The sequence below is a fragment of the Streptomyces sp. NPDC026246 genome (assembly GCF_055567995.1).
Map to the genome: position 1 here is coordinate 743,701 of NZ_JBVHPJ010000002.1, position 24,522 is coordinate 768,222.

At 71.3% G+C, this 24,522-nt stretch carries 27 protein-coding genes, 1 tRNA gene and 1 riboswitch; of the genes, 10 read left to right on the forward strand and 18 right to left on the reverse strand.

All coding sequences use genetic code 11. The features are described 5' to 3' along the window. Positions 1-33: 33 nt before the first annotated feature. Positions 34-531 carry a DUF2267 domain-containing protein gene (locus ACZ4M5_RS07440; RefSeq protein ID WP_467734010.1) on the reverse strand — a complete coding sequence of 166 codons (498 nt, stop codon included), beginning with the start codon at positions 529-531 and terminating at the stop codon, positions 34-36. A 157-nt stretch (positions 532-688) separates the two neighbouring features. Beyond that, positions 689-1,111 (reverse strand): Hsp20/alpha crystallin family protein, encoded by a 423-nt coding sequence (locus ACZ4M5_RS07445; RefSeq protein ID WP_398110057.1) that lies wholly within the window; start codon positions 1,109-1,111, stop codon positions 689-691. A 201-nt stretch (positions 1,112-1,312) separates the two neighbouring features. Here ACZ4M5_RS07445 and ACZ4M5_RS07450 point away from each other — a divergent pair, with 201 nt between their 5' ends. Beyond that, positions 1,313-1,627 carry a hypothetical protein gene (locus ACZ4M5_RS07450; RefSeq protein ID WP_398110056.1) on the forward strand — a complete coding sequence of 105 codons (315 nt, stop codon included), beginning with the start codon at positions 1,313-1,315 and terminating at the stop codon, positions 1,625-1,627. Positions 1,628-2,327: 700 nt separating this feature from the next. On the opposite strand, the gene ACZ4M5_RS07455 is transcribed toward ACZ4M5_RS07450, so the two are convergent. Together ACZ4M5_RS07455 and ACZ4M5_RS07460 are read right to left on the reverse strand one after the other, a co-directional pair. Further along, a complete protein-coding gene (locus tag ACZ4M5_RS07455) occupies positions 2,328-3,860 on the reverse strand; it encodes an MFS transporter (RefSeq protein WP_467734013.1) in 1,533 nt (510 codons plus the stop codon). A 53-nt stretch (positions 3,861-3,913) separates the two neighbouring features. Continuing rightward, complete coding sequence (locus tag ACZ4M5_RS07460) at positions 3,914-5,254, reverse strand: DUF445 domain-containing protein (protein ID WP_467734015.1); 1,341 nt, start codon at positions 5,252-5,254, stop codon at positions 3,914-3,916. 196 nt (positions 5,255-5,450) lie between these two features. Between ACZ4M5_RS07460 and ACZ4M5_RS07465 the strand changes: the two genes are divergently transcribed. Beyond that, a complete protein-coding gene (locus tag ACZ4M5_RS07465; RefSeq protein WP_467734017.1) occupies positions 5,451-6,785 on the forward strand; it encodes an SGNH/GDSL hydrolase family protein in 1,335 nt (444 codons plus the stop codon). A 120-nt stretch (positions 6,786-6,905) separates the two neighbouring features. Here the strand turns inward: ACZ4M5_RS07465 and ACZ4M5_RS07470 are convergent, their stop codons facing one another. From ACZ4M5_RS07470 to ACZ4M5_RS07485, 4 genes are read right to left on the reverse strand one after another with little or no spacing between them, the layout of a single operon-like run. Beyond that, entirely contained in the window at positions 6,906-7,631 is a 726-nt protein-coding gene (locus tag ACZ4M5_RS07470) for a DUF1707 SHOCT-like domain-containing protein (protein ID WP_467734019.1), read from the reverse strand. Between the two features lie 33 nt (positions 7,632-7,664). Continuing rightward, a complete protein-coding gene (locus ACZ4M5_RS07475) occupies positions 7,665-8,672 on the reverse strand; it encodes an ABC transporter ATP-binding protein (protein ID WP_467734021.1) in 1,008 nt (335 codons plus the stop codon). Between the two features lies 1 nt (position 8,673). After that, complete coding sequence (locus ACZ4M5_RS07480; RefSeq protein WP_467734023.1) at positions 8,674-9,495, reverse strand: ABC transporter permease; 822 nt, start codon at positions 9,493-9,495, stop codon at positions 8,674-8,676. Beyond that, positions 9,488-10,288 carry an ABC transporter permease gene (locus ACZ4M5_RS07485; RefSeq protein ID WP_467734282.1) on the reverse strand — a complete coding sequence of 267 codons (801 nt, stop codon included), beginning with the start codon at positions 10,286-10,288 and terminating at the stop codon, positions 9,488-9,490. Before ACZ4M5_RS07485 ends, ACZ4M5_RS07480 begins: the two co-directional genes overlap by 8 nt. Positions 10,289-10,760: 472 nt before the next feature. On the opposite strand from ACZ4M5_RS07485, the gene ACZ4M5_RS07490 reads away from it, so the two are divergent. Then, on the forward strand, positions 10,761-13,157 hold the full coding sequence (locus tag ACZ4M5_RS07490) for a transglycosylase domain-containing protein (RefSeq protein ID WP_467734025.1): 2,397 nt from the start codon (positions 10,761-10,763) through the stop codon (positions 13,155-13,157). 36 nt (positions 13,158-13,193) lie between these two features. Here ACZ4M5_RS07490 and ACZ4M5_RS07495 read toward each other — a convergent pair whose 3' ends face one another. From ACZ4M5_RS07495 to ACZ4M5_RS07505, 3 genes are all read right to left on the reverse strand, one after another. Then, on the reverse strand, positions 13,194-13,514 hold the full coding sequence (locus tag ACZ4M5_RS07495) for a DMT family transporter (protein ID WP_333933570.1): 321 nt from the start codon (positions 13,512-13,514) through the stop codon (positions 13,194-13,196). A 35-nt stretch (positions 13,515-13,549) separates the two neighbouring features. Beyond that, a riboswitch (guanidine-III (ykkC-III) riboswitch) is annotated at positions 13,550-13,624 on the reverse strand. Positions 13,625-13,676: 52 nt separating this feature from the next. Beyond that, positions 13,677-14,033, reverse strand: a complete 357-nt coding sequence (locus ACZ4M5_RS07500) for a GroES family chaperonin (protein WP_369196488.1) — start codon at positions 14,031-14,033, stop codon at positions 13,677-13,679. Between the two features lie 44 nt (positions 14,034-14,077). Next, the gene (locus ACZ4M5_RS07505; protein ID WP_369196487.1) at positions 14,078-14,407 is read right to left on the reverse strand and encodes a DUF3618 domain-containing protein; all 330 of its coding nucleotides are present in this window, start codon (positions 14,405-14,407) and stop codon (positions 14,078-14,080) included. A 95-nt stretch (positions 14,408-14,502) separates the two neighbouring features. Here ACZ4M5_RS07505 and bcp point away from each other — a divergent pair, with 95 nt between their 5' ends. From bcp to ACZ4M5_RS07525, 4 genes are all read left to right on the forward strand, one after another. Further along, complete coding sequence (gene bcp / locus ACZ4M5_RS07510; RefSeq protein WP_467734029.1) at positions 14,503-14,970, forward strand: thioredoxin-dependent thiol peroxidase; 468 nt, start codon at positions 14,503-14,505, stop codon at positions 14,968-14,970. Between the two features lie 140 nt (positions 14,971-15,110). After that, entirely contained in the window at positions 15,111-15,752 is a 642-nt protein-coding gene (locus ACZ4M5_RS07515; protein WP_467734030.1) for an HNH endonuclease signature motif containing protein, read from the forward strand. Beyond that, positions 15,749-16,249 (forward strand): HNH endonuclease signature motif containing protein, encoded by a 501-nt coding sequence (locus ACZ4M5_RS07520; protein WP_467734031.1) that lies wholly within the window; start codon positions 15,749-15,751, stop codon positions 16,247-16,249. Before ACZ4M5_RS07515 ends, ACZ4M5_RS07520 begins: the two co-directional genes overlap by 4 nt. Positions 16,250-16,268: 19 nt before the next feature. Next, positions 16,269-16,352: transfer RNA gene (locus ACZ4M5_RS07525), tRNA-Leu, on the forward strand. A 49-nt stretch (positions 16,353-16,401) separates the two neighbouring features. Here ACZ4M5_RS07525 and rdgB read toward each other — a convergent pair. From rdgB to ACZ4M5_RS07545, 4 genes are all read right to left on the reverse strand, one after another. Next, positions 16,402-17,004 (reverse strand): RdgB/HAM1 family non-canonical purine NTP pyrophosphatase, encoded by a 603-nt coding sequence (gene rdgB / locus ACZ4M5_RS07530; protein ID WP_467734033.1) that lies wholly within the window; start codon positions 17,002-17,004, stop codon positions 16,402-16,404. Positions 17,005-17,106: 102 nt separating this feature from the next. Further along, positions 17,107-17,508 (reverse strand): hypothetical protein, encoded by a 402-nt coding sequence (locus tag ACZ4M5_RS07535; RefSeq protein ID WP_467734035.1) that lies wholly within the window; start codon positions 17,506-17,508, stop codon positions 17,107-17,109. A 142-nt stretch (positions 17,509-17,650) separates the two neighbouring features. Further along, on the reverse strand, positions 17,651-18,388 hold the full coding sequence (gene rph / locus ACZ4M5_RS07540) for a ribonuclease PH (protein ID WP_467734037.1): 738 nt from the start codon (positions 18,386-18,388) through the stop codon (positions 17,651-17,653). 104 nt (positions 18,389-18,492) lie between these two features. Next, positions 18,493-18,726: a PTS sugar transporter subunit IIB gene (locus ACZ4M5_RS07545; protein WP_279552360.1), complete on the reverse strand. Its 234-nt coding sequence runs from the start codon at positions 18,724-18,726 to the stop codon at positions 18,493-18,495. Positions 18,727-18,902: 176 nt separating this feature from the next. On the opposite strand from ACZ4M5_RS07545, the gene ACZ4M5_RS07550 reads away from it, so the two are divergent. Together ACZ4M5_RS07550 and ACZ4M5_RS07555 are read left to right on the forward strand one after the other, a co-directional pair. Further along, on the forward strand, positions 18,903-20,216 hold the full coding sequence (locus tag ACZ4M5_RS07550) for a PTS transporter subunit EIIC (protein WP_467734039.1): 1,314 nt from the start codon (positions 18,903-18,905) through the stop codon (positions 20,214-20,216). Between the two features lie 176 nt (positions 20,217-20,392). Beyond that, positions 20,393-21,655, forward strand: coding sequence for a PTS transporter subunit EIIC (locus ACZ4M5_RS07555; RefSeq protein ID WP_467734041.1), 1,263 nt, complete (start codon positions 20,393-20,395; stop codon positions 21,653-21,655). A gap of 64 nt (positions 21,656-21,719) precedes the next feature. Here the strand turns inward: ACZ4M5_RS07555 and ACZ4M5_RS07560 are convergent, their stop codons facing one another. Then, the gene (locus ACZ4M5_RS07560; RefSeq protein WP_467734043.1) at positions 21,720-22,472 is read right to left on the reverse strand and encodes an MBL fold metallo-hydrolase; all 753 of its coding nucleotides are present in this window, start codon (positions 22,470-22,472) and stop codon (positions 21,720-21,722) included. 212 nt (positions 22,473-22,684) lie between these two features. On the opposite strand from ACZ4M5_RS07560, the gene ACZ4M5_RS07565 reads away from it, so the two are divergent. Continuing rightward, on the forward strand, positions 22,685-23,134 hold the full coding sequence (locus ACZ4M5_RS07565; protein WP_467734045.1) for a type II toxin-antitoxin system PemK/MazF family toxin: 450 nt from the start codon (positions 22,685-22,687) through the stop codon (positions 23,132-23,134). A 52-nt stretch (positions 23,135-23,186) separates the two neighbouring features. Here ACZ4M5_RS07565 and ACZ4M5_RS07570 read toward each other — a convergent pair whose 3' ends face one another. Beyond that, entirely contained in the window at positions 23,187-24,137 is a 951-nt protein-coding gene (locus ACZ4M5_RS07570) for a PLP-dependent cysteine synthase family protein (protein WP_467734047.1), read from the reverse strand. 2 nt (positions 24,138-24,139) lie between these two features. Continuing rightward, positions 24,140-24,418 carry a MoaD/ThiS family protein gene (locus ACZ4M5_RS07575; protein ID WP_309096728.1) on the reverse strand — a complete coding sequence of 93 codons (279 nt, stop codon included), beginning with the start codon at positions 24,416-24,418 and terminating at the stop codon, positions 24,140-24,142. Positions 24,419-24,522: the final 104 nt, after the last annotated feature.

The window sequence follows — 24,522 nt, forward strand, 5'->3', positions numbered from 1 at the left end:
TGCCGGGGTGGCCGTCGCGCCGGGCATCGGGTCCTACGATGCCGGGCTCAGGTCCGCTCGTCCGAACAGGAGGGCGTAGCCGGGCGGGAGTTGGGCCAGGATGCGGGTCACCAGGTCGTCGCCGATCAGGTGCGGCAGCACGCTGAGGACGGAGCTGACGTCCCAGCGGGCCGTCGCGGAGGTCGCTCCTTCGATGCGGGCCGCGACGGAGTCGACGAACTCCGCGGCGGTGAGCCGGCGGGTCGCCGGGATCTGGGAGGCGACGACCCTGGCCGCCTCCTCCGGCAGGGCGCGTGCGAGGTCGACCCGTTCGTCACCGATGACGTGACCGCCGAGGGCGGACAGGACGATACGGGTGATCCGCTCGGCCTCCGGCCTGGTGGGGTACTGGCCCAAGTCCCGTACTGCGTCGACCAGTCGGGCCCAGGCGCTGTCGTCGTCCCGGGGTCCGCGGTGCCGGGACGGGCCGGGGATCAGGGTCTTGGGGGGCGTGGGTGTCGTCGTCACACTGGGCACCGTCGTCACGCTCATCTGCGGGTCTTCCTCCGGATCCGGTGCTGCTGCCGCCTTCCGTGCCGCCGGTTCCTGCGACGCCGTCGGCACGGGGCGCGGGTGGGGTGTGCGGGGACCGTCCCCCGGGGGGCGGGGGGGGGGCGGTCCCGTACCTGCGTGGGTGTGGTCGGCCGGGTCAGCCGCTGATCTGCCTGCGCGCGTCGCCGCCGGTGATCTGGATGCGGCGGGGCTTGGCCTGCTCGGCCACCGGGATGCGCAGGGTCAGCACGCCGGCCTCGTAGGACGCGTCGATGCGCTCCGTGTCGAGCGTGTCGCCGAGGAACAGCTGGCGGGTGAACGTGCCGGTGGGACGCTCCGCCACCAGCGGTTCCGCACCCTCGGGGGCCGGCGAGCGGCGCTCGGCCCGGACGTTGAGGACGTTGCGCTCCACGTCCAGTTCGATCGTCTCGGGGTCGATGCCGGGGAGGTCGAAGTGGACGAAGAAGTCGTCCCCGGTGCGGTAGGCGTCCATCGCCATCGCGGACGGGCGGGCGGCGGAGCCGAGAACCTGCTGGGTGAGACGGTCGAGTTCACGGAAGGGGTCCGTGCGCATGAGCATCACTGGTCACTCCTCTCTTCAGGCGCAGTAGGTGCGATGCCCAACGGTCTGCGTCTTCTTATATAGCTCGGAGGAGGAAAGTTGACAAGCCTCGGCTCATGTTGGGGTGAGGTGTTCTGCCACGCCCTGACGCGGGCGCAGCGCCGCGCGCGGGTTAGCCTCGGGCTTCGAGGGCTCCTCGAACTGATCAGGAGGGCAGTGATGGCGAAGGTTCCCAGCGCGGTGGTCGCCGCGAGCGGGCTCGTGGGCGGATACGGGGCGGCCCGCTGGACCCGGCAGCGGCCGCTCGGCGGGGTCGTGCTGGCCGCCGCCGGGGCGGTGGCCGCCCGGCAGTGGCGGCAGCAGGCGGGCGGGGTGGCCGCGGGCGCGTTGTCCGCCGCGTACGTCGCCGCGTTCGCGGGGTCGCATCCGCTGGCGAAGAAGGTGGGCGCCTGGCCGGCCGTGTTCGGCGTCGCCGGCGCCGTGGCGCTCGCGTCCTGGGCGGTGGCGGACCGACGAGGGCGCGGCGACGCGTAGTTGCCCCAGGCCGGGGCGCCGCAGGGCCCGTACGCCATAGGCCCGTAGCCGGTGCGTGGCAGGCCCGCATGCCGCAGGGTCCGTACGCCGCAGGGCCCGTAGCTGGGTACACGGCAGGCCGGTACACCTCGGCTGGGGCGGTCGCATGCGGGGCGCGCCGTCGGGCCGACACGGCAGCGCGCCTCGGTGAGCGGCCGCCCGGTCCGCCGGACTCGGCCCGGCGGTCCGCCGACAGCGCGCCTGCCGACCCGTGACCGGGCCCTGCGGGCCGCCCGTTGGACACCCGGTGCCCACCGGCCGAGGGCCTGGCGACCGCCTGACGGGCGCCCCAAGGCCCGTCGAGCCAGCCCTGCGGGGCCGTACAGCGGCCAGACCCATTGAGCCGGCCCACCCGCCCACGCACAGCACAGCCGCCCGCGCACAGCAAAGAACCCGGCCCTGAATCCCAGGGCCGGGTTCTCGTCGGAGCGCCGGGCAGGCCTTGCACCTGCATCTCCCCACAGGAAGTGGGGCGTCTTTCCTTGGACCACCAACGCACTGTCCGCCGACCGGAGTTCCGGCGACTGGACGCAGATCAACTATAGCGCAGTTCCGGCGTGCCGCTCGCCGGGCGGCACGCCAGGGGGACGAGAGCGGCCGAGGACGGGCGGCGCCAGAGGCCCGCCCGTCCTCATGCCCACACTCACACTCACACTCACCCTCACGCCGTCGCCGGCGTGGAACCCCCCGCTCCGGGGCCGTCGGGGTCGCTCCCGCCCCCACTTCCGCGCTTGACCTTGTTCGCCGCCGCGGTCAGCGGCTTGGCGATGTCCTCCAGGGAGCGCTGCTCCGCGTTGACGGCCAGGAAGACCGCCACCAGCCCCGCCAGGCACATCAGCGTCGCGCCGATGCAGAAGGCGAGGACCGCGTCGCCCACGACCCCGCTCTCCGTCAGCGTGGCGAACAGCAGCGGGCCGCTGATGCCGCCGGCCGCCGTGCCGATGGCGTAGAAGAAGGCGATGGACATGGCCCTGGTCTCCATCGGGAAGACCTCGGAGACCGTCAGGTAGGCGCTGGAGGCACCGGCCGAGGCGAAGAAGAGGACCGCGCACCAGCAGGCCGTCATCGTGGTCGCGCTCAGCGAGCCCTGGTCGAACAGCCAGGCCGTGCCGAACAGGAGCAGGCCGGACAGGATGTAGGTGCCGGAGATCATGATGCGGCGGCCGACGGTGTCGAAGAGCTTGCCGAGCAGCAGCGGGCCGCAGAAGTTGCCCACGGCGATGACGGCGAAGTAGTAGCCGGTGTTGCCGCTCGGGACGTCGAAGAACGTCGTGAGGATCGCGCCGAAGCCGAAGGTGATGGCGTTGTAGAGGAAGGCCTGGCCGATGAAGAGGGAGAAGCCGAGGATGGCCCGCTTGCGGTAGTCGGAGAAGACCGTGCGGCCGATCTCCAGGAAGGAGACGCTGCGGCGCTGGTGGATGGTGATCTCACCCTCGGCGGGCGGCAGCGGCTTGCCGTTCTCCCGTTCGATTTCCTTCTCGATGGAGGAGACGATGCGTTCCGCCTCGTCGTCGCGGCCGTGGATCAGCAGCCATCGCGGGCTTTCGGGGACGTGCCGCCGGACGAGGAGGATGACCAGGGCGAGGACCGCGCCGAGGGCGAAGGTCAGGCGCCAGCCGACGTTCGCCGCGAAGATGTCGGTGTCCAGGGCGACGATCGACAGCAGGGAGCCGAAGACCGCGCCCAGCCAGAAGCTGCCGTTGATCATCAGGTCGACGCGGCCGCGGTACTCCTTGGGGATCAGCTCGTCGATCGCGGAGTTGATGGCCGCGTACTCGCCGCCGATGCCGAAGCCGGTGAGGAAGCGGAAGAGGAGGAACCACCACGTGTCGAAGGAGATCGCGGTGAGGGCGGTGGCCGCCAGGTACACCGCGAGGGTGATCATGAAGAGTTTTTTACGCCCCCATTTGTCCGTCAGGCGGCCCCAGAACAGGGCGCCGATGCAGGCGCCCGCCACGTAGAGGGCGGCCGCCAGACCGGTGACCTCACCCGAGGTGATGGGCAGGCCGCTGCCCGGTTCGGACAGGCGGCCTGCGATGTTGCCGACGACGGTGACTTCGAGACCGTCGAGGATCCACACGGTGCCGAGACCGATGACGATGGTCCAGTGCCAGCGTGACCACGGGAGGCGGTCGAGGCGGGCGGGGATGCTGGTCGTCACGGTTCGGCCGGTCCCGGCCTGCGTGGTGGTCATGGGCTCCCTCCTCAGCGAGAAGAACGTTCTCCAAGTGCCCTGACCCGATCCGCTTACGCCCCGAGCGCGTGCGTCACCGTGTAGATCAGCAGGCCGGCCAGGGAGCCGACGACCGTGCCGTTGATGCGGATGAACTGCAGATCGCGGCCGATGTTCGCCTCGATCTTCTTGGTGGTGTGCTCGGCGTCCCAGCTCGCCACGGTGTCGGTGATCAGGGAGGTGATCTCCTTGCGGTAGGTGGTGACGACGTAGACGGCGGCGTCCTCCACCCACTTGTCGACCTTGTCCTGCACCTTGCGTTCGGCCGCCATCCGCGAGCCGAGCGACAGCAGGGACGCCCGCACGCGCAGGCGCAGCTCGCTGCGCTCGTCCTCCGCGGCCGCGACGATCATGGACCGTACGGCCGTCCAGGCGCTGGCGATGAGGTCCTGGACCTCGCCGCGGCCGAGGACCTCGCTCTTGAGCCGCTCCACGCGGGCACGGGTGTCGGTGTCGGACTGCAGGTCGGAGGCGAAGTCGGTGAGGAAGCGGTCGAGGGCGCCGCGGGCGGGGTGGGCGGGCATGTCGCGCATCTCGGTGACGAAGCGCAGCAGCTCCTTGTAGACGCGCTCGCCGACCTTCCTGTCGACGAACTTCGGGGTCCAGCCGGGGGCGCCGCCCTGCACGGCGTCCATCACGGAGTCGCCGTGCAGCACGAGCCAGTCGTGCGCGCGGGTGACGACCAGGTCGACGACCCGTTTGTGGCCGCCGTCGGCGACGACCTTCTCCAGCATCTTGCCGAGGCCGGGCCCGATCTCCTGGGCGCCCGCCCGGCGGGTGATCGCCTCCCCGACGACGGCCTGGACGTCGGAGTCGCGCAGCACGGTCAGGGCGCCGCGCAGGGCGGCGGACAGCTCGGCCGTGACCCGGTCGGCGTTCTCGGGGACGGCGAGCCAGGCGCCGAGGCGGCTGCCGATGCCGACGGCCCGCAGCCGCTGGCGCACGACGGCCTCGGAGAGGAAGTTCTCCCCCACGAACTCGCCCAGGGAGACGCCGAGCTGGTCCTTCTTCTTGGGGATGATCGCGGTGTGCGGGATGGGGATGCCCAGGGGGTGGCGGAAGAGGGCGGTGACGGCGAACCAGTCCGCGAGGGCGCCGACCATGCCGGCCTCCGAGGCGGCGGCGACATAACCCGCCCAGGCACCGGCCCCCGAGTTCTGGGCCCACTTGGCGAGCACGTAGACCACGGCGACGAAGAGCAGCAGTCCCGTGGCGGTGAGCTTCATACGGCGTACGCCGCGCCGCTTCTCCTCGTCCGCCGGGCTGAAGGTCGTCATCGCACGGTTCACCCCGGCGCCGGGGCGGGCATGCTGCCCCTCGGTCTCGCCCGCTTGTTCGCTCTTCGTCCGATCCATCCGCTCCACCCGCTCGGTGATCCCGCACACACATTGTCCCTTCCTGTCCGACTCCTGGAACGGAACAGGAGTTCCCGGCGTCTGTCGGAAGGGGGCTTTGCCACGGGGCCCTGTGAGCTTCCCCCGGCCCATGACGCATCATGGGCACATCAGATCGGAGCCTTGGGCTCCCATCGCCCGAGGAGAACTGCACAGCATGACCCGAGGACGTGGCTACGCCCTCCTGGCCGTCGTCGTCACAGCGATCATGGCCCTTTCCGCCGCCCTGTACGCCGGTACGGCGTCCGACGACGGCACCCGCGACCGCAGCGCCCTCGGCGACGGCCGCGCCCCCCGCAACTCCGCCGCGCCCGCTTCCACCGGCACCTGGGTCGGCACCTGGTCCGCCTCCCCCTCCGCCGCCGAACCCGGCACCGAGGTGACCGGCATGGCGGACCGATCCGTGCGCAACGTCGTCCACACCAGCGTCGGGGGTACGAGTGCCCGCGTGACGCTGTCCAATCTCTACGGCCAGTCGCCGCTGAACATCACCCAGGCCTCGATCGCGCTCGCCGCCGGCAGCGGCACGCCCGCGGCGGTCGGCGACACCATGCGGCAGCTGACCTTCAACGGCGGCCCGGCGGTCGTCATCCCGCCCGGCCGGCAGGTCCTCAGCGACGCGGTGCGCCTCACCGTCCCGGCCGACACGGACGTCCTGGTCACGACCTACACCCCGGCCGCCTCCGGCCCGGTGACCTACCACCGGCACGCCCGGCAGGTCTCCTACGCCGCCCCGGGCGACCACACCCGGGACGCCACCGGCGTCCCCTACACCGAGCGGACCGGCTCCTGGCGCTACCTGACCGCGCTGGACGTGCTCAGCAACGAGTCCGAGGGCACCGTCGTCGCCCTGGGCGACTCGCTGACGGACGGCGTCACCTCCACCGTCGGCGCCAACAGCCGGTGGACCGACGTCCTGGCCGACCGGCTGCGCGAGGAGATCGCGGCCGGGCGGGACCTGCCGCGCTACAGCGTCGTCAACCAGGGCATCAGCGGCAACCAGGTCCTCGCCGACGGCCTCGGCCGCCCGGCGGACAACCCCAGCGGCCTGAACCGCTTCCAGCGGGACGTGCTGGAGCGGACCAACGTCAAGGTCGTCGTCGTCGACCTCGGCGTCAACGACATCCTGCGCAACCCCCGCCTCGCCGACCCGAACGCGATCCTGGGCGGCCTGCGCACGATGGTCGACCAGGCCCACGCGCGCGGCGTGAAGGTCGTCGGCGCCACCCTCATGCCGTTCCACGGCCACCGCGGCTACACCCCGGCGCGCGAGGCGGTACGGCAGCAGATCAACGCCGAGATCCGGGCCGGCCGCGTCTTCGACGCCGTGGCCGACTTCGACCAGGCACTGCGCGACCCGTACGACCCGCGCCGGCTGCGTCCGGTGTACGACTCGGGCGACCACCTGCACCCCAGCGACCAGGGCTACGCGCGGATGGCGCAGTCCTTCGACCTGCGGACGCTGACGGGCTCCGCGCCCGCGAAGCTGTAGGTCCGCCGAGCACCCGCCCGGCCCGGCGGGACGGGCGCTCACCCGCAGGCCGGCACGCGCACCCTCCGCCGGCGCCTTCCACGGTGACCGCGGGACAGCACCGACACCCCGCTCAGCGGCTCAGTGCTCCCAGTGCGAGTCCCGGCGGCGCGAGGAGTCCAGCTCCCGCCGGCCCTCCTTGCGCTCCAGCTTCTCGCGGCGCCGCTCCTCACGGATCCGCAGCTTCTCCGCCCGGGTCGGCTTGCGCTGCACCCCCACACCGCCCCAGAAGGCGAACCCGGTCACGATCACCCGCGGCGCGCCCGGCTCGCCCGGCACGCCCTCCTCGCGGTGGTCGAAGCCACCCATGACGCCGATGCCCCGGACGACGACCTCGACGCCGGGCGGGACGACGACGTCCACGCCGCCCATGACCGCGATCGCGTTGATCTCCACCTCGCGGTCGGTGAAGTTCGCCTCGCGCAGGTCGATCTCGCCGCCGCCCCAGAAGGCGAAGCAGGTGAACCGGCGGGGCACCGTCCAGCGTCCCTTGCGCTGGAAGCCGGACATCACGGCCACGGCCCACGTCGAGGAGCCCTCGCCGCCGACGATCCTCCCCTGCCAGTCCGGCCCGGCGGCCGGCTCCTTGTGCAGCGACACCACCGGCGCCGTGACCCCCGCGGCGGGCAGGTCCCGCGTGATCGGCGCCAACTCCCCGTACGTCCGTGCCCGGTAGGTCGCGTCCAGCCGCTCCTCGAACTCCTCCATGTCCAGACGGCCCTCGGCGAGGGCGTCCCGCAGGATGTCGGCGACCCGCTCACGGTCGGCGTCGGAGGCGCGGAGGTCCGGCACAGCGTCGTCGGTCATACCCAGCAGCCTACGAGTTGACCGCGCCGGGCACTATGCGGTCGCACGCTCCGCCGGCGGTTCCGGCGCCTCGCCCAGCGAACGCAGCATCTTCGCGATCACCGCCTCGATGTCCGGCTCCCGCACCGACAGGTCGACCAGCGGGTACTGCGCCGCGATCCGCGCCACGAGCGGCGCCGCCGACTCGGCGGCGGGGAACGCCAGCCACTGCCGCGGCCCCTCCACCCGCACCACCCGCGCCGGCGCCGGCACCTCCACCGGCGGCAGTTCCCGCTCCAGGTCCACCACCAGGGTCCGCTCGCTCTCCCCCACCGAGTGCAGCCCGGCGAGCGCCCCGTCGTACATCAGGCGCCCGTGGTCGATCACCATCACCCGCTTGCACAACTGCTCGATGTCCTGCAGGTCGTGGGTGGTCAGCAGCACCGTGGTGCCGCGCCCGGCGTTCACCTCCCGCAGGAACTCGCGCACCTTCGCCTTGGAGACGACGTCCAGGCCGATGGTCGGCTCGTCCAGGTACAGCACCTCCGGGTCGTGCAGCAGCGCCGCCACGATGTCGCCGCGCATCCGCTGGCCGAGGCTGAGTTGCCGCACCGGCACGTCCAGCAGGCTGGAGAGGTCCAGGAGTTCGACCAGGCGGTCCAGGTTCTCCCGGTAACGGGCTTCCGGGATGCGGTACATGCGGTGCATCAGCCGGTAGGAGTCGACCAGCGGGAGGTCCCACCACAAGGTGGTGCGCTGCCCGAACACCACTCCGATGCGGTGCGCGAGCCGCGTGCGCTCCGCCGAGGGGTCGATCCCGGCCACCCGGAGCCGGCCCGCGGTGGGCGTCAGGATGCCCGTCAGCATCTTGATCGTGGTCGACTTCCCGGCGCCGTTCGGGCCGATGTAGCCGACCATCTCGCCGCGCCGCACCCGGAAGGAGATCGAGTCGACGGCCCGCACCAGCCGCCGCTCGCGCTTCAGGAAGCCGGTCCTGCGGCGCACCTCGAAGACCTTCTCCACACCGTCGAGTTCGATGAAGTCACTGTCCGACCCGGTCAACTCAGCTCCCTGTACTGCGGTACGAACGAAGCCCCGTCCGCCAGGCCAGCCCGGCCAGGACGGAGCAGGCCACCGCCACCAGCGGCGAGGCGTAGGCCGTCCACTGCGGCAGGCCGACCGGATACGGCCGGCCCAGCACATGGGCGGCGGGCACCCAGTTCACGAAGGCCAGCGGCAGCACGAACGTCACCCCCCGCACCAGGTCCTTCCCGAACACGCCGGGCGGGTACTGCAGCAGCGTCGTCCCGCCGTAGGTGAAGGCGTTCTGCACCTCGGCGGCGTCCTGCGCGAAGATCTGGAACGCCGCGCCGGCCACGAACACCGAAGAGAAGATCACCGCCCCGCTCACCACCATCACCGGCACCAGCAGCACCTTCTGCGGGTTCCAGCCGACGTCCACCGACACCAGCGCCCAGCCCAGCACCACCACCCCCTGCGTGATCCGGCCCAGCCGCCGCAGCGCGAACCGGTCGGCGCCGACCTGCGCCAGCACCGGCGCGGGACGCACCAGCAGCGTGTCGAACGAGCCGTCGCGCATCCGGGCACCCAGCACGTCCATCGACCCGAGCGCCAGGTCCGTGATGCCGAAGGCCGTCACCGACAGCCCGTACAGGAACGCCACCTCCGGCAGCGACCAGCCGCCCAGCGAGTCCACCTGCGAGAACATCAGCAGGATCCCCACGAAGTCCAGGCCCGTCAGCACCAGGTTGCCGCACAGCGTGACGGCGAACGACGTGCGGTAGGTCATGCTGGAGCGGACCCACATCGCCGCGATCAGCCGGTAGGCCCGCACCCCCTCCCGCAGGGCACCGCGCTCACCCACCCTGCACCACCACCCGCCGCGTCGCCGCCGACTGCACCACCCGGCCAGCCGCCAGCAGCACCACCGCCCAGCCCGCCTGGAAGGCGAGCGCCCCGAGCACGCCCGTCTCCCCCATCAGCACATCGGCCGGCATCTGGATCTGCGCCGCCCACGGCAGCACCCGCACCACCTCGCCGAGCACGCCCGGGAAGGCGTTCAGCGGCAGCACCATGCCCGAGAAGAAGATCCCCGTCACCGCCAGCACCTGGCTGACCCCCATGCCGTCCATCAGCCAGAACACGCTCAGGGCCGCCAGATGCCGCAGCGCGAAGCTGACCACCGCCGCCAGCAGCAGCGTCACCGCGAACGCCGCCCAGCGGCCCACGTCCGCGGGCAGGGCCATGGGGAAGAACAGCGCGCCGAACAGGAAGGGCACCACACCGCGCCCCAGCAGCTGGAACAGCGCCCGGCCCAGGTCACCGGCCATCCACCACAGCTGCAGATCGGCCGGGCGGTACAGGTCGACGGCGATCTCACCGGTACGGATCCGCCCCATCAGGTCCTTCTCCGCCCCGCCGCCCTGGATGGCCAGCGTCGCGTACAGGCACTGCCCGAGCCACACGTAGGTCACGGCCTGCGCCTGGCCGTACCCCCCGAGGTGCGGCCTCTCCTCCCACAGCGCGAGGTAGGTGTACACGAGGATGACCCCGAAGACGGTGTTGGTGAACACCCCGGCCAGCGTGGCCGCCCGATAGGTCGCGAACCGCCGGAAGCCGCCCGCCGCGACGGCCGCGTACAACCGCCACGAACCCACGTCCACCGACCCTCCTCGCCGCCGGGCACCGAAGCGCAGGAGCCTAGTGGCGCGCGCACGGCGCCCGCCACGGGTTTTCGCCCGCCCCCGGGCGCGCACGACGGGCCGCGCCGGGCCAGGCGGTACGATCCGACACGTCCGCGTGGGCCGGGGCGCACGCGGCCGGGGCGAGCAGTACGGCAGCGACGCCGGCCGGAGCGGGGCGCGCGACCCGCTCGCACCGTCGGCCGTGCCCCCTTCGGGGGACCCGGCGCGAGCAGGACGGTGACGAACAGGCGTACCGGGCGCGGGAACCACCCCGCACCCGCCTGCACGTCCGCCCGCCCGGCCCCGGAGCGGCCACCCGCCCCACGACACGGCCCCCGATCAGGGAACTGATCGCCGGATGCGACAGTCTTCATCACAGGGGCACAAGAGCGAGCAGAGACGTACGGGAACGACGTACGACGCGACACAGGAGTCCGTGCACGACATGAGTGACGAGTCTCAGCAGCCGAGTCAGGGCTGGGCACCGCGAGAGCCGCAGGCGGACGCCGGCGGCGACCCGGGCGCGCCCGAGGGCCAGGCCGCCGGGAAGCGCAAGCGGACCGGATGGCGCCGGCTGGTCCCGACCTGGCGCATGACCCTGGGCACCTTCCTCGTCGCGGCCCTGCTGCTCATCGGCGCGTTCTTCGTGGGCTACTCCCTGGTGAAGATCCCCCCGGCCAACGCGCTCGCCACCCAGCAGGCCAACGTCTACCTCTACGCGGACGGCTCCGTCATCGCCCGCGACGGCGAGGTCAACCGGGAGAACGTCACCCTCGGGCAGATCTCCAAGGACGCCCAGCACGCCATCCTGGCCGCCGAGGACCGCGACTTCTACTCCGAGTCCGCCGTCGACCCCAAGGCCATGGTCCGCGCCGCCTGGAACACCGCCCTCGGCAAGGGCAAGCAGTCCGGCTCCACCATCACCCAGCAGTACGTGAAGAACTACTACCTGCGCCAGGAACAGACCGTCACGCGCAAGGCCAAGGAGTTCTTCATCGCGATCAAGCTGGACCGCGAGGTCAGCAAGGACCACATCCTCGAGGGCTACCTCAACACCAGCTACTTCGGCCGCAACGCCTACGGCATCCAGGCCGCCGCCCAGGCCTACTACGGCATGGACGCCAAGGACCTCGACCCCGCCCGGGCCGCCTACCTCGCCGCGCTCGTCAACGCCCCCAGCCAGTACGACGTCGTCGCCCACCCCGAGAACCGCCGGGCCGCCGAGTCCCGCTGGAACTACGTGCTGGACGGCATGGTCACCAAGGGCTGGCTCAGCCGGTCCGAGCGCACCGGCATGAAGTTCCCGGTGCCGAAGGAGTCCACCCTGTCCACCGGCATGTCCGGGCAGCGCGGCTACATCGTCCGGATCGTCAAGGACTACCTCGTCCAGAACAAGATCGTCGACGAGAGCAGGCTCGACGCCGGCGGCTACCGCATCACCACCACCCTGCAGAAGCCCAAGCAGGACGCCTTCGTGAAGGCCGTCGACGACAAGCTCATGAGCAAGCTCGACAAGAAGAACAAGGTCGACCGCTACGTACGCGCCGGCGGCGCCGCCGTCGACCCCAAGACCGGCAAGGTCGTGGCGATGTACAACGGCATCGACTACGTCAAGCAGTACACCCCCAACGCCACCCGCCGGGACTTCCAGGTCGGCTCCACCTTCAAGCCGTTCGTCTTCACCGCGGCCGTCGAGAACGACTCCCGGACGCAGGACGGCCGCACGATCACCCCCAACACCGTCTACGACGGCACCAACCAGCGCCCCGTCCAGGGCTGGACCGGCCAGCCGTACGCCCCCGAGAACGAGGACCAGGTCTCCTACGGCGACATCACCGTCACCGAGGCCACCGACAAGTCCGTCAACTCGGTGTACGCGCAGATGGCAGCCGACGTCGGCCCGCAGAAGGTCAAGCAGACCGCCGTCGACCTCGGCATCCCCGAGACCACCCCCGACCTCGCCGACGGCCCCGCCATCGCGCTCGGCACGGCCACCGCCAGCGTCCTGGACATGGCCGAGGCCTACGCCACCCTGGCCAACCACGGCCGGCACGGCACCTACACGATCGTCGAGAAGGTCGCCAAGGGGGGCGTCCCCGTCGACCTGCCCGACCGGCGCACCCGGCAGGCCGTGAGCCGCGAGGCCGCCGACACCACCACCAAGGTCCTGCAGAGCGTCGTCCAGAACGGCACGGCCTCCGCCGCCCAGGCCACCGGCCGCCCCGTCGCCGGCAAGACCGGCACCGCCGAGAAGGACAAGGCCGCCTGGTTCGCCGGCTACACGCCCGACCTCGCCGTGGTCGTCTCCGTCATGGGCCAGGACCCCGTCACCGCCGCCCAGAAGCCGCTGTACGGCGCGCTCGGCCTGCCCCGCATCAACGGTGGCGGACCGCCCGCCGAGATCTGGGCCCAGTTCACCCGCGACGCCCTCAAGGGCAAGCCGGTCAAGGCCTTCGACCTCGACCTCCAGGCCGGCTCCGACGTCACCGAGATCCCCCGCACCACGGCCCCCTCCGACCCGGCCACGGGCGACCCCGACGACAACGGCACCACCGGCGGCCAGGACGAGGGCAGCCAGACGCCCGAGCAGAGCCCGAGCGCCCCCGAGGGGCAGAACGAGGGCCAGACCGGCGGCGGCACCACCGACGGCACCACCGGCGGCGAGTCCCCCACCGGCGGCGGCACCGCGGACGGCGGCACCGGCGACGGCGGGGCGACCGGCGGCGACGCCGGCACCACCGACGGCGGCGCGACCGGCGGCGACACGGACGACGGCGGCGCCACCGGCGGCCCGACCGGCCCCGGCTGGGGCGTGGTCCCGCAGACCGTCCGCCGCGAATAGAGCCCGGCGAAGAGGCCGGTGGGGCCGTGCGAAAGGTCAGTGACCCGAGGTCGCCTTCAGCCCCACCACGGCCACCAGCAGCAGACACACGAAGAAGATCCGGGCGGCGGTCGCCGGCTCCCCCAGCACCGCCATGCCGAACACCGCCGCCCCGGCCGCGCCGATCCCCACCCACACGCCGTAGGCGGTACCGATGGGCAGGGTCTTGGCCGCCTGCGACAGCAGCAGCATGCTGACGACGATCCCGGCGCCGGTGAGCACACTCGGAACGGGACGCGTGAAGCCGTCGGTGTACTTCATGCCGACGGACCACGCCACCTCGAGCAGACCGGCGACGACGAGCAGAACCCAGGCCATGACGGGCACCTTCCGGGAAACGGGCTGACGATGTCGGTGCGTCGTCTTTGCCTTGATCCCGGTACGGCGCGTCTCGTCGGGGGGCCCTCCACGCTAGCAAACGGCACGCCGAAGGGGCCGGTGACCATGGTCACCGGCCCCTTCACGGACCTGCCGGCAGGCCTACAGGTACAGGCCCGTCGAGTCCTCCGACCCCTCGAACCGGTCCGCGGCGACGGCGTGCAGATCGCGCTCGCGCATCAGCACGTACGCGATGCCCCGCACCTCGACCTCGGCCCGGTCCTCCGGGTCGAACAGGACCCGGTCGCCCGGCTCCACCGTCCGTACGTTCTGCCCCACCGCGACGACCTCGGCCCAGGCCAGCCGCCGGCCCACCGCCGCCGTGGCGGGGATCAGGATGCCGCCACCGGAACGCCGCTCGCCCTCGCCGGTCTCCTGCCGCACGAGTACGCGGTCGTGCAGCATCCGGATGGGCAGCTTGTCCGGGTGGGTGCTGTGCTCGTTTCTCTTGGCGCTCACGCCCTGAAACCTACCTGTCTTCCCGGCCCGCGTCGGCAGTCGGGTCAGCCCTTGCGCCGCCGCGTGCCCAGCGCGAGCAGCCCCACCACACCCACCACGACGAGCGCGACGGGCACGACGCGCTCCAGGCGGGGCGCCCCGTCCTCGTCCACGAAGCGGGCGCGCACATCGGTGACGGCCTTGTTGACCCCCACGTAGGCCCGCCCGAGGGTGTGGTCGATGTTCGACGCGACCTTGGCCTTGGCATCGCCGACGATCGTCTTCGGGTGCACCCGCACCCCGATCTCGTCGAGCGTCTCGGCCAGGGTCGCGCGGCGGCGCCTGATGTCCGCCTCGATCTGCGCCGGGGTCCTGGTGTCCGCCGTGTCCGCCACCGTGTCGCCTCCGAAGTCGGTATGAAGCCTGTGCCGGACAGTCTGTCAGCTCCACGGCTCGTCGCACGGTCAGGACCCCCGGTTACCCTGGTCCGATGAGCGAGCGACTCCAGCCGGGGGACGTGGCCCCCGCCTTCACCCTCCCCGACGCCGACGGCACCGAGGTGTCCCTGTCGGACCACAAGGGCCGCAAGGTCATCGTCTACTTCTACCCGGCCGCCCTCACCCCCGGCTGCACGAAGCAGGCCTGCGACTTCACGGACAACCTGGAGCTGCTGACCGGCGCGGGCTACGACGTCATCGGCATCTCCCCCGACACGCCGGAGAAGCTGGCGAAGTTCCGCGACAAGGAGTCCCTGAAGGTCACGCTCCTCGCCGACCCGGACAAGCAGGTCCTGGAGTCCTACGGCGCCTTCGGCGAGAAGAAGCTGTACGGCAAGACGGTCGTCGGCGTCATCCGCTCCACGGTGATCGTGGACGAGGAGGGCAAGGTCGAACGGGCCCTGTACAACGTCAAGGCGACCGGCCACGTGGCGAAGATCATCAAGGACCTGGGGGTCTGACACCCTCTGCCCTCCCGCGAGCGGCCCGTACCGACGACCCCGGTACGGGCCGCTCCGCATTCCGGGCGTGACCGTCCGACACACGGTTCGTTACTCCGTACGAGAGCACGAACGCGTGGTCGAGCGGGGAGGGATGAGGGATGGGGACGAGCGCGTACCCCCGGCAGCGGCTGGAGGAGGCGGCCCGGGGTTCACGGACCCTGTCGGAGGCGCTGAGGCGGCTGGGGGTGGACCCGCGGAGTTCGACGCGACGGTACGTGCTGGAGCGCATGAAGAAGCTCGGCGTGGACGTGTCGCACTTCGAGCGGGAGGGCGTGAAGTGGACGAGGGAAGTCCTTGAGAAGGCGGTCGCCGGGTCGACGAACATGTGCGAGGTGCTGCGCACGCTGGGGCTGGAGGTCGTCGGCGGGCATCACACGCACATCAGCCGCCGGATCAGGGCGTACGGCATCGACACCTCGCACTTCCGGGTACCGACCCGGCGCGGGAAGCCGTGGCGTGCGCGAACCCCGGAGGCATTCCTCGTCGAGCAGCCGCCGGGGCGCGCCCGGCGTGTGCCGGGCGACCGCCTCAGATGGGCCATGACGGCCTGTGGAGTGCAGGAGCGCTGCGCGCTGTGCGGCACCGGACCGGTCTGGCGGGGCCGTCCCCTTGTCCTGGAGGTCGACCACATCAACGGCCGCTGGCAGGACAACCGCATCGGCAACCTCCGGCTGCTGTGCCCCAACTGCCACGCGACCACGGACCGGTACCGGGGACGCGGCAAGAGGCGGGTCTCGTGACCAGCAGGCGGCCACGCCCCGCACGCGAGGAGCTGCGTGCCGCGGTAGCCGACTCCCTTTCCGTCGCCGAGGTGCTGCGTCGCCTGGGGCGTTCGGGCAGCGGCACCCAGCGCGCGCATCTGCGCCGGTGGATCGCGGAGGACCAGCTGAGCACGGAGCACTTCCTGGGCCAGGCACACCAGCGCAGCAAACCCCGCCCAGGCCTGGTGAGGCCACCCGAGGCAATCCTGGTCAAGCACGAAGGCGAGCGGCGCACCCGCACGGCGGTCCTGCGCCGCGCGCTGCGGGAGGTGGGGGTGCCCGAGGTCTGCGCGGAGTGCGGCGTCGGTCCGCAGTGGCTGGGCAAGCCCATGACGCTCGAGGTGGATCACATCGACGGGGACTGGAGCGACGACCGGCTGGCGAACCTGCGGCTGCTCTGCCCCAACTGCCATGCGGTGACGAGCACCTGGTGCAGAGGCGGCGGCAGGTATTCCCCGCGGACCCGCCCCGACTGACCGGTACCATGACCTGGATGCGGCCGTGGCGGAACTGGCCTACGCGCAGCACTTAGGATGCTGTGGGAGAAATCCCTTGAGGGTTCGAGTCCCTCCGGCCGCACAGCTTCGGATCGATGGCCCGCCCGGTGCAGACCGGGCGGGCCTCGTCGTCAGCCCACCAGTTCCCGTACCACCGGTACCAGCGCCCGGAACGCCTTGCCGCGGTGGCTGATCGCGTTCTTCTCCTGGGGGGTCAGTTCCGCGCAGGTGCGGGTTTCGCCGTCCGGCTGGAGGATCGGGTCGTAGCCGAAGCCGCCCGAGCCCGCCGGTGCGTGGCGGAGCACGCCGCGCAGCTGGCCCTCGACCACCCGCTCCGTGCCGTCGGGCAGGGCCAGGGCCGCGGCGCACGCGAAGTGGGCCTGGCGGTGTTCGTCGGCGATGTCCGAGAGCTGCGCGAGGAGCAGGTCGAGGTTGGCCTTGTCGTCGCCGTGGCGGCCGGACCAGCGGGCGGAGAAGATGCCGGGGGCGCCGTGGAGGACGTCGACGCACAGGCCCGAGTCGTCGGCGACGGCCGGCAGGCCGGTGGCCCGGGCCAGGGCGTGGGCCTTGAGGAGGGCGTTCTCGGCGAAGGTGACGCCGGTCTCCTTGACGTCGGGGATGTCCGGGTAGGCGTCGGCGCCGACGAGTTCGTGGGGCAGTCCGGCTTCGGCGAGGATCGCGCGGAGTTCGGTGATCTTCCCGGCGTTGCGGGTGGCGAGGATCAGGCGGCTCATGACCACCACAGTATGGCCGGGCAGGAACCGCGCCCCCTCAGGGGCGCGGGGAACCGCGCGAGCGGCCACGGCGCACCCGCACCCGGCCGGCGCCCCGCAGCGCTACGGCGTGCAGACCTTCGTCAACTCGCCCGCCGCGTCCGTGACCGGGCTGATGTCCGGCGTCTCGTCGCCGTTCCCGATCGAGGTGCGGACGTTGTCGACGGCCTTGTTCAGGTCGTCGACGGCCTTGCCGACATCGGCGTTGTCGGTCTTGTCGCCGATCTGGCCGAGGTTCTTGTCGATGGAGTCGAGGGACTCGTCGAGCTGCCCCGGGTCGTTCGCGGCGCTGTCGACGGCCTGCTGGAGTTCCGTGACGCTGTCGGCGATGGCGTCGGCGGTCTGGACGCAGTCCAGTGCCTTGTCGACGGCGGCGCAGCCGGTGGTGAGTCCGGCGGTCAGCGCGACGGCCGCCAGGGTGGCGGCGACGGCGGCGGTGCGGCGGCGTCGGCGGCTCGCGGCCATGGAGCGGTCCCTCTCGTTCGACGGGCTGGTCGGGCCCGGTGGCTGGCCGGGCGCACAGGGATGAGCCGTGCGCCCGTACTCCTTCAGACGCGGGTGTGCTCGGCCCGGTTGCCCGGGCCGAGCACCGTTCTTGGCGCGGCCTTTACTTTTCGAGGAGCGTGTCGAGCGCGGTGCGCTGGTGCGCGGCGAGCTCGGTGCAGCCGGTGACGGCGAGGTCGAGGAGGGCGTTGAGTTCGTCGCGGGCGAAGGGTTCGGCTTCGGCGGTGCCCTGGACCTCGACGAAGCGGCCGTCGCCGGTGCAGACGACGTTCATGTCGGTGTCGGCCTTGACGTCTTCCTCGTAGCAGAGGTCGAGGAGGGGGACGCCGCCGACGATGCCGACGGAGACGGCGGAGACGGTGCCGGTGAGGGGCTGGCGGCCGGCCTTGACGAGCTTCTTGCGCTGGGCCCAGGCGACGGCGTCGGCGAGGGCGACGTAGGCGCCGGTGATGGCTGCGGTGCGGGTGCCGCCGTCGGCCTGGAGGACGTCGCAGTCGAGGACGATGGTGTTCTCGCCGAGGGCCTTGTAGTCGATGACGGCGCGCAGGGAGCGGCCGATGAGGCGGCTGATCTCGTGGGTGCGGCCGCCGATCTTGCCGCGGACGGATTCGCGGTCGCCGCGGGTGTTGGTGGAGCGGGGCAGCATGGAGTATTCGGCGGTGACCCAGCCTTCGCCGCTGCCCTTGCGCCAGCGGGGGACGCCTTCGGTGACGGAGGCGGTGCAGAAGACCTTGGTGTCGCCGAAGGAGACGAGGACGGAGCCTTCGGCGTGCTTGCTCCAGCCGCGCTCGATGGTGATGGGGCGGAGCTGCTGGGGGGTGCGGCCGTCGATTCGAGACATGCGGCTGAGCCTATCGGGAGGGACGGAAGAGGCCCTTCCCGTGGGGGGAGGGGCCTCTTGCGTGCGGGGTGCCGGGGCCGTCGCCGGGGACGGTGCCCCGTGCGTCACATCATGTCTTCGATCTCCGCCGCGATGGGGTCGGCGTCGGTGCCGATGACGACCTGGATGGCGCTGCCCATCTTGACGACGCCGTGGGCGCCGGCGGCCTTCAGGGCGGTCTCGTCGACCTTGGCGGGGTCCACGACCTCGGTGCGCAGGCGCGTGATGCAGCCTTCGACTTCCTCGATGTTGTCGATGCCGCCGAGCCCGGCAACGATCTTCTCAGCCTTGCTGGCCATCTTCGTTCTCCCTGATCCGAACCGCTTTGTCGCAGTAACCCACAGTTGGCCCATCTTCGCGAGCGGTCGTGTCGTGTGTGCCGAAGGATGGCGTCACGTCTGCGCGACCGTCCGTTCGACTGGTCTACACCACGAGCGCGTCTCTCGACAAAAGTCTCTCGGCGAAGGGGAGCGGAATGAGTGCTGACAGCCCGGCCGCTTCGGAGGGGGCCGTCAGTCCGGGGCGTGCCCGCTGGAGCCGGTTGTTCCAGGGGCTGCAGAAGATGGGCCGGAGTCTGCAGTTGCCGATCGCGGTGCTGCCGGCGGCGGGCATCCTCAACCGGCTGGGGCAGCCGGACGTGTTCGGGGACGAGGGGCTGGGCTGGACGAACGTCTCGAAGGTGATGGTGGGGGCGGGCGGTGCGCTGCTGGACAGTGCGCTGGGTCTGCCGCTGCTGTTCTGTGTGGGTGTCGCGATCGGGATGGCGAAGAAGTCGGACGGTTCGACGGCGCTGGCGGCGGTGGCCGGGTTCCTCGTGTACTTCACGGTGTTGCGGCAGTTCCCGGAGGACTGTCCGGAAGGGTCGGTCGCGGTGCCCAACGTGGGGTGCCAGGTGACCGACGGCAGCCGCGAGGTGACGGCGTTCGCGTTTCAGAATCCGGGGGTGTTCGGCGGGATCGTCATGGGGCTGCTGGCGGCGTTCTTCTGGGCGCGTTTCCACCGGACGCGGCTGGTGGACTGGCTGGGGTTCTTCAACGGGCGGCGGCTGGTGCCGATCATCATGGCGTTCGTCGCGATCGCGTTCGCGGCGCTGTGTCTGTGGGTGTGGCCGCCGATCGGTGACGCGCTGGAGAGCTTCAGCGACTGGATGGACGGCCTGGACGCGTGGGGCGCGGGTGTGTTCGGGGTGGCGAACCGGGCGTTGCTGGTGGTGGGGCTGCACCAGTTCCTGAACGTGCCCATCTGGTTCCAGTTCGGTTCGTTCACGAAGCCGGACGGGACGGTGGTGCACGGTGACATCAACATGTTCCTGGCGGGCGATCCGGACGCGGGTCAGTTCACCTCGGGGTTCTTCCCGATCATGATGTTCGCGCTGCCGGCGGCGGCCCTGGCGATCACGCACTGCGCGCGGCCGGCGCGGCGCAAGGAGGTCGGCGGTCTGATGCTGTCGGTGGCGCTGACGTCGTTCGTCACGGGCATCACGGAGCCGATCGAGTACTCGTTCCTGTTCGTCGCGCCGGTGCTGTACGTGGTCCACGCGCTGCTGACGGGTGTGTCGATGGCGGTGACGTGGGGGCTGGGTGTGCACGACGGGTTCAGCTTCTCGGCGGGGCTGATCGACTACGTCATCAACTGGAACCTGGCGACGCGGCCGTGGCTGATCGTTCCGATCGGGCTGGCGTTCGCGCTGGTCTACTACGTGATCTTCCGGTTCGCGATCACGAAGTTCGACCTGAGGACTCCGGGGCGGGAGCCCGAGGAGGACGTGGAGGACAGCGCCAAGGCGTGATCCCCGCAGCGGGCGGAATTGGCGGGTTCCACTCGTTCGGCCTACCGTGCTACAACTGGTCTACACCACTCATCGGTGGAGGTCGCGCGGTGGTCACCGCGTTCCCCTTTCTTTGAGACGCCGCCGTCCCCCTTCTCATGCTTCCTGGGCGGCGCCGTGCCCCCTGGAGGAAGTTCATGTCCACAGACACAGCCGCGCCCGCGAGCCCGAGCAAGGGCTCGGCCGTGATGGCCGTCATGCAGCGCATCGGCCGCAGCCTCATGCTGCCGGTCGCCGTGCTGCCCGCCGCCGCCCTGCTGGTCCGGCTCGGCAACGACGACATGCTGGGCCGTCCCGAGTTCCCCGCGTTCCTGACGAAGATCGCTAGCTTCATGGCGGCGGGCGGCAACGCGATCCTCGACAACATGGCGCTGCTGTTCGCCGTGGGCATCGCGATCGGCTTCGCCAAGAAGTCGGACGGCTCCACGGCGCTGGCCGCCGTCACCGGGTACCTGGTCTTCCAGCGCGTGCTGTCCACCTTCACCGACCCGAACCAGCCGAAGGTGCCGACCGCCGTCGACGGCAAGGTCGTCATGGTGGATAAGGCGGTCAACGCCGGTGTCCTCGGCGGCGTGGTCATGGGCATCGTTGTCGCCCTGCTCTACCAGCGCTTCTACCGCACCAAGCTGCCGGACTGGGCCGGCTTCTTCGGCGGTCGCCGCCTGGTGCCGATCCTGTCCGCCTTCGCGGGTCTGATCATCGGCGTCGTCTTCGGTTACATCTGGCCGGTCCTCGGTGCGGGGCTGCACAACTTCGGTGAGTGGCTGGTCGGTTCCGGTGCCGTCGGTGCGGGCATCTTCGGTGTCGCCAACCGCGCGCTGATCCCGGTCGGCATGCACCACCTGCTGAACTCGTTCCCGTGGCTCCAGGCCGGCGAGTACGAGGGCAAGAGCGGTGACATCGCCCGCTTCCTCGCCGGCGACCCGACCGCCGGGCAGTTCATGACCGGCTTCTTCCCGATCATGATGTTCGCCCTGCCGGCCGCCTGCCTCGCGATCGTGCACTGCGCCCGGCCCGAGCGCCGCAAGGTCGTCGGCGGCATGATGTTCTCCCTCGCGCTGACCTCGTTCGTCACCGGTGTCACCGAGCCGATCGAGTTCACCTTCATGTTCATCGCTCCGGTGCTGTACGCGATCCACGCCGTGCTCACCGGTGTCTCGATGGCCCTGACCTGGGCCTTGGGGATGAAGGACGGTTTCGGCTTCTCCGCCGGCGCCATCGACTTCGCTCTGAACCTCGGCATCGCGACCAACCCCTGGGGCCTGGCCCTGGTCGGGCTGTGCTTCGCGGCCCTGTACTACGTGGTCTTCCGCTTCGCGATCATCAAGTTCAACCTGCCCACGCCGGGCCGGGAGTCGGACGAGGAACTCGCCGAGCTGCAGAAGGCCGAGGCGAAGTAGCCCGCTGACGGCGAAGGCCCCGGAACCCGCTCGGGTTCCGGGGCCTTTCGCGTGCGTCGGGCGTTCAGATCTCGTACGTCTGCCCGGGCGCGGCGAGGTTCACCGGGCCGTCGTACACCTCGCGGGCGTCGGCGAGGTTGACCTGGGGGTCCGTCCACGGCGGGACGTGGGTGAGGACGAGGCGGCGGGCACCGGCCCGGGCCGCCGTCTCACCCGCCTCGCGGCCGTTGAGGTGCAGGTCGGGGATGTTCTCCTTGCCGTGCGTGAACGCCGCCTCGCACAGGAACAGGTCGCTGTCCCGGGCGAGTTCGTCCAGGGCGGGGCTCACGCCGGTGTCGCCGGAGTACGTCAGGACCCTGCCGTCGTGCTCGATGCGGATGCCGTACGCCTCCACGGGGTGGGCCACCCGCTCGGTGTGGACCGTGAAGGGGCCGATCTCGAACGTGGACGGCTTGACCGTGTGGAAGTCGAAGACCTCGCTCATCGAGGAGGCGGAGGGGGTGTCCGCGTAGGCGGTGGTCAGCCGGTGTTCCGTGCCTTCGGGGCCGAAGACGGGGAGTGGATCGCAGCGGCCGCCGTCGTGGCGGTAGTAGCGCGCGACGAAGTACGCGCACATGTCGATGCAGTGGTCGGCGTGCAGGTGGCTGAGGAAGATCGCGTCGAGGTCGTAGAGACCGCAGTGGCGCTGCAGCTCGCCGAGGGCACCGTTGCCCATGTCGAGAAGCAGCCGGAAGCCGTCGGCCTCGACGAGGTAGCTCGAGCAGGCCGATTCCGCGGACGGGAACGACCCCGAGCAGCCGACGACGGTGAGCTTCATGAAGCAGAAACCTCCGCTGGCGGGACGATTCGGTGAGGGGCGTCGGGGGTCGTGCGGTCCGTCGAGCGTAAGGCGCGAAACCTCCGGCAGCTCCTCCGCCAAGGCCTGTTGTGGGCGAACTCACCTGTGGTGTCACCGGTTCGGCTGGCAGGGCCGGAGGTGATCCTGGTGAGAGGGGCGCGCGACAGGGATGGCGCCGGTAACGTCTCAGTATGGACACGTCCTGGTGGCTGGCGCTCGCCGCGGTGGTACTGCTCGCGCTCGTCGCCACGCTCGTCGACGGCTGGGGGCGCAGCCGTCGGCCGCCGAAGCGGCGGGACCGCACGACCGGACCGGGCACCGCGCCGGCGGGCCGGCCGCGGCCGGCGGAGATCTGGTGGGCCGAGGTGCCCTACGAGGACGAGCCGCGCAGCAAGGACCGGCCCTGCCTGGTGCTGGCGGTGCGCGGCGAGCGGGCCACGGTCGTGAAGATCACCACGCGGTTCCGCGACGAGCGTGCCGGGGTGATCCCGTTGCCGCCCGGCTCGGTCGGTGACGCGCGGGGCCGGGCGAGTTTCCTGGAGACGGACGAGCTGCGCGAGGTGCCGGTGCGCGGTTTTCGCCGCCGGGTCGGCGTGGTGGACCGGGCGTTGTGGGACCGGGTGCGCCACCTGACGAAGTGAGCAACAAAAAGGGCCGGAGTCGCTGCCGACTCCGGCCCTTGGGGCGGTCGTGCTACGCCCAGAGCTGGCCCTGGAGCGTGTCGATGGCTTCCTCGGTGGTGGCCGCGGTGTAGACGCCGGTCGAGAGGTACTTCCAGCCGCCGTCGGCGACGACGAAGACGATGTCGGCGGTTTCTCCGGCCTTGACGGCCTTCCTGCCGACGCCGATCGCGGCGTGCAGCGCGGCGCCGGTGGAGACGCCGGCGAAGATGCCCTCCTGCTGGAGCAGCTCGCGGGTCCGGGTGACCGCGTCGGCGGAGCCGACGGAGAAGCGGCTGGTGAGGACGGACTCGTCGTACAGCTCGGGGACGAAGCCCTCGTCGAGGTTGCGCAGGCCGTAGACCAGGTCGTCGTAGCGCGGTTCGGCGGCGATGATCCGGACGTCGGGCTTGTGCTCGCGCAGGTAGCGGCCGACGCCCATGAGGGTGCCGGTGGTGCCGAGTCCGGCGACGAAGTGGGTGACGGACGGCAGGTCGGTGAGGATCTCCGGGCCGGTCGTGGCGTAGTGGGCGCCGGCGTTGTCCGGGTTGCCGTACTGGTAGAGCATCACCCAGTCGGGGTGCTCGGACGAGAGCTCCTTGGCGACGCGCACGGCGGTGTTGGAGCCGCCCGCGGCCGGGGAGGAGATGATCTCCGCGCCCCACATGCCCAGCAGGTCCCGGCGTTCCTGCGAGGTGTTCTCCGGCATCACGCACACGATGCGGTAGCCCTTGAGCTTCGCCGCCATGGCCAGGGAGATGCCGGTGTTGCCCGACGTCGGCTCGAGGATGGTGCAGCCCGGGGTCAGGCGGCCGTCCTTCTCCGCCTGCTCGATCATGTGCAGGGCGGGGCGGTCCTTGACCGAACCGGTCGGGTTGCGGTCCTCCAGCTTCGCCCAGATGCGGACGTCGGCGGACGGCGACAGCCGCGGCAGGCGCACCAGGGGGGTGTTGCCGACCGCGGCCAGGGGGGAGTCGTAGCGCATGATCAGACCATGCCGCCGGCCACCGCCGGCAGGATCGTGACGTTGTCGCCGTCCGACAGCTTGGTGTTGATGCCGTCGAGGAAGCGGACGTCCTCGTCGTTGAGGTAGACGTTGACGAAGCGGCGCAGCTGGTCGCCGTCCACGATGCGGGCCTGGATGCCCGCATGCCGGGTCTCGAGGTCGTTGAACAGCTCGGCGAGGGTGTCCCCGGTGCCCTCCACCGCCTTCTGGCCGTCGGTGTAGGTGCGGAGGATGGTCGGGATGCGGACCTCGATGGCCATGCCTGGGGCTCCTGTCGGAAGGTGTCGTCGGGTGAGTGGCGCGCGGCGGCGCGGAAGTGCGTGGTCGTACGCGGGCGGAGCGTTTCGCCGCGGCTCACGGCCGT

Coding starts and splice junctions, on each gene's coding strand:
- ACZ4M5_RS07440 (WP_467734010.1), bottom strand. CDS start 531: ATGAGCGTGACGACGGTGCCCAGTGTGACGACGACACCCACGCCCCCC.
- ACZ4M5_RS07445 (WP_398110057.1), bottom strand. CDS start 1,111: ATGCTCATGCGCACGGACCCCTTCCGTGAACTCGACCGTCTCACCCAG.
- ACZ4M5_RS07450 (WP_398110056.1), top strand. CDS start 1,313: ATGGCGAAGGTTCCCAGCGCGGTGGTCGCCGCGAGCGGGCTCGTGGGC.
- ACZ4M5_RS07455 (WP_467734013.1), bottom strand. CDS start 3,860: ATGACCACCACGCAGGCCGGGACCGGCCGAACCGTGACGACCAGCATC.
- ACZ4M5_RS07460 (WP_467734015.1), bottom strand. CDS start 5,254: ATGGATCGGACGAAGAGCGAACAAGCGGGCGAGACCGAGGGGCAGCAT.
- ACZ4M5_RS07465 (WP_467734017.1), top strand. CDS start 5,451: ATGACCCGAGGACGTGGCTACGCCCTCCTGGCCGTCGTCGTCACAGCG.
- ACZ4M5_RS07470 (WP_467734019.1), bottom strand. CDS start 7,631: ATGACCGACGACGCTGTGCCGGACCTCCGCGCCTCCGACGCCGACCGT.
- ACZ4M5_RS07490 (WP_467734025.1), top strand. CDS start 10,761: ATGAGTGACGAGTCTCAGCAGCCGAGTCAGGGCTGGGCACCGCGAGAG.
- ACZ4M5_RS07495 (WP_333933570.1), bottom strand. CDS start 13,514: ATGGCCTGGGTTCTGCTCGTCGTCGCCGGTCTGCTCGAGGTGGCGTGG.
- bcp (WP_467734029.1), top strand. CDS start 14,503: ATGAGCGAGCGACTCCAGCCGGGGGACGTGGCCCCCGCCTTCACCCTC.
- ACZ4M5_RS07515 (WP_467734030.1), top strand. CDS start 15,111: ATGGGGACGAGCGCGTACCCCCGGCAGCGGCTGGAGGAGGCGGCCCGG.
- rdgB (WP_467734033.1), bottom strand. CDS start 17,004: ATGAGCCGCCTGATCCTCGCCACCCGCAACGCCGGGAAGATCACCGAA.
- ACZ4M5_RS07535 (WP_467734035.1), bottom strand. CDS start 17,508: ATGGCCGCGAGCCGCCGACGCCGCCGCACCGCCGCCGTCGCCGCCACC.
- rph (WP_467734037.1), bottom strand. CDS start 18,388: ATGTCTCGAATCGACGGCCGCACCCCCCAGCAGCTCCGCCCCATCACC.
- ACZ4M5_RS07545 (WP_279552360.1), bottom strand. CDS start 18,726: ATGGCCAGCAAGGCTGAGAAGATCGTTGCCGGGCTCGGCGGCATCGAC.
- ACZ4M5_RS07550 (WP_467734039.1), top strand. CDS start 18,903: ATGAGTGCTGACAGCCCGGCCGCTTCGGAGGGGGCCGTCAGTCCGGGG.
- ACZ4M5_RS07555 (WP_467734041.1), top strand. CDS start 20,393: ATGTCCACAGACACAGCCGCGCCCGCGAGCCCGAGCAAGGGCTCGGCC.
- ACZ4M5_RS07560 (WP_467734043.1), bottom strand. CDS start 22,472: ATGAAGCTCACCGTCGTCGGCTGCTCGGGGTCGTTCCCGTCCGCGGAA.
- ACZ4M5_RS07565 (WP_467734045.1), top strand. CDS start 22,685: ATGGACACGTCCTGGTGGCTGGCGCTCGCCGCGGTGGTACTGCTCGCG.
- ACZ4M5_RS07570 (WP_467734047.1), bottom strand. CDS start 24,137: ATGCGCTACGACTCCCCCCTGGCCGCGGTCGGCAACACCCCCCTGGTG.
- ACZ4M5_RS07575 (WP_309096728.1), bottom strand. CDS start 24,418: ATGGCCATCGAGGTCCGCATCCCGACCATCCTCCGCACCTACACCGAC.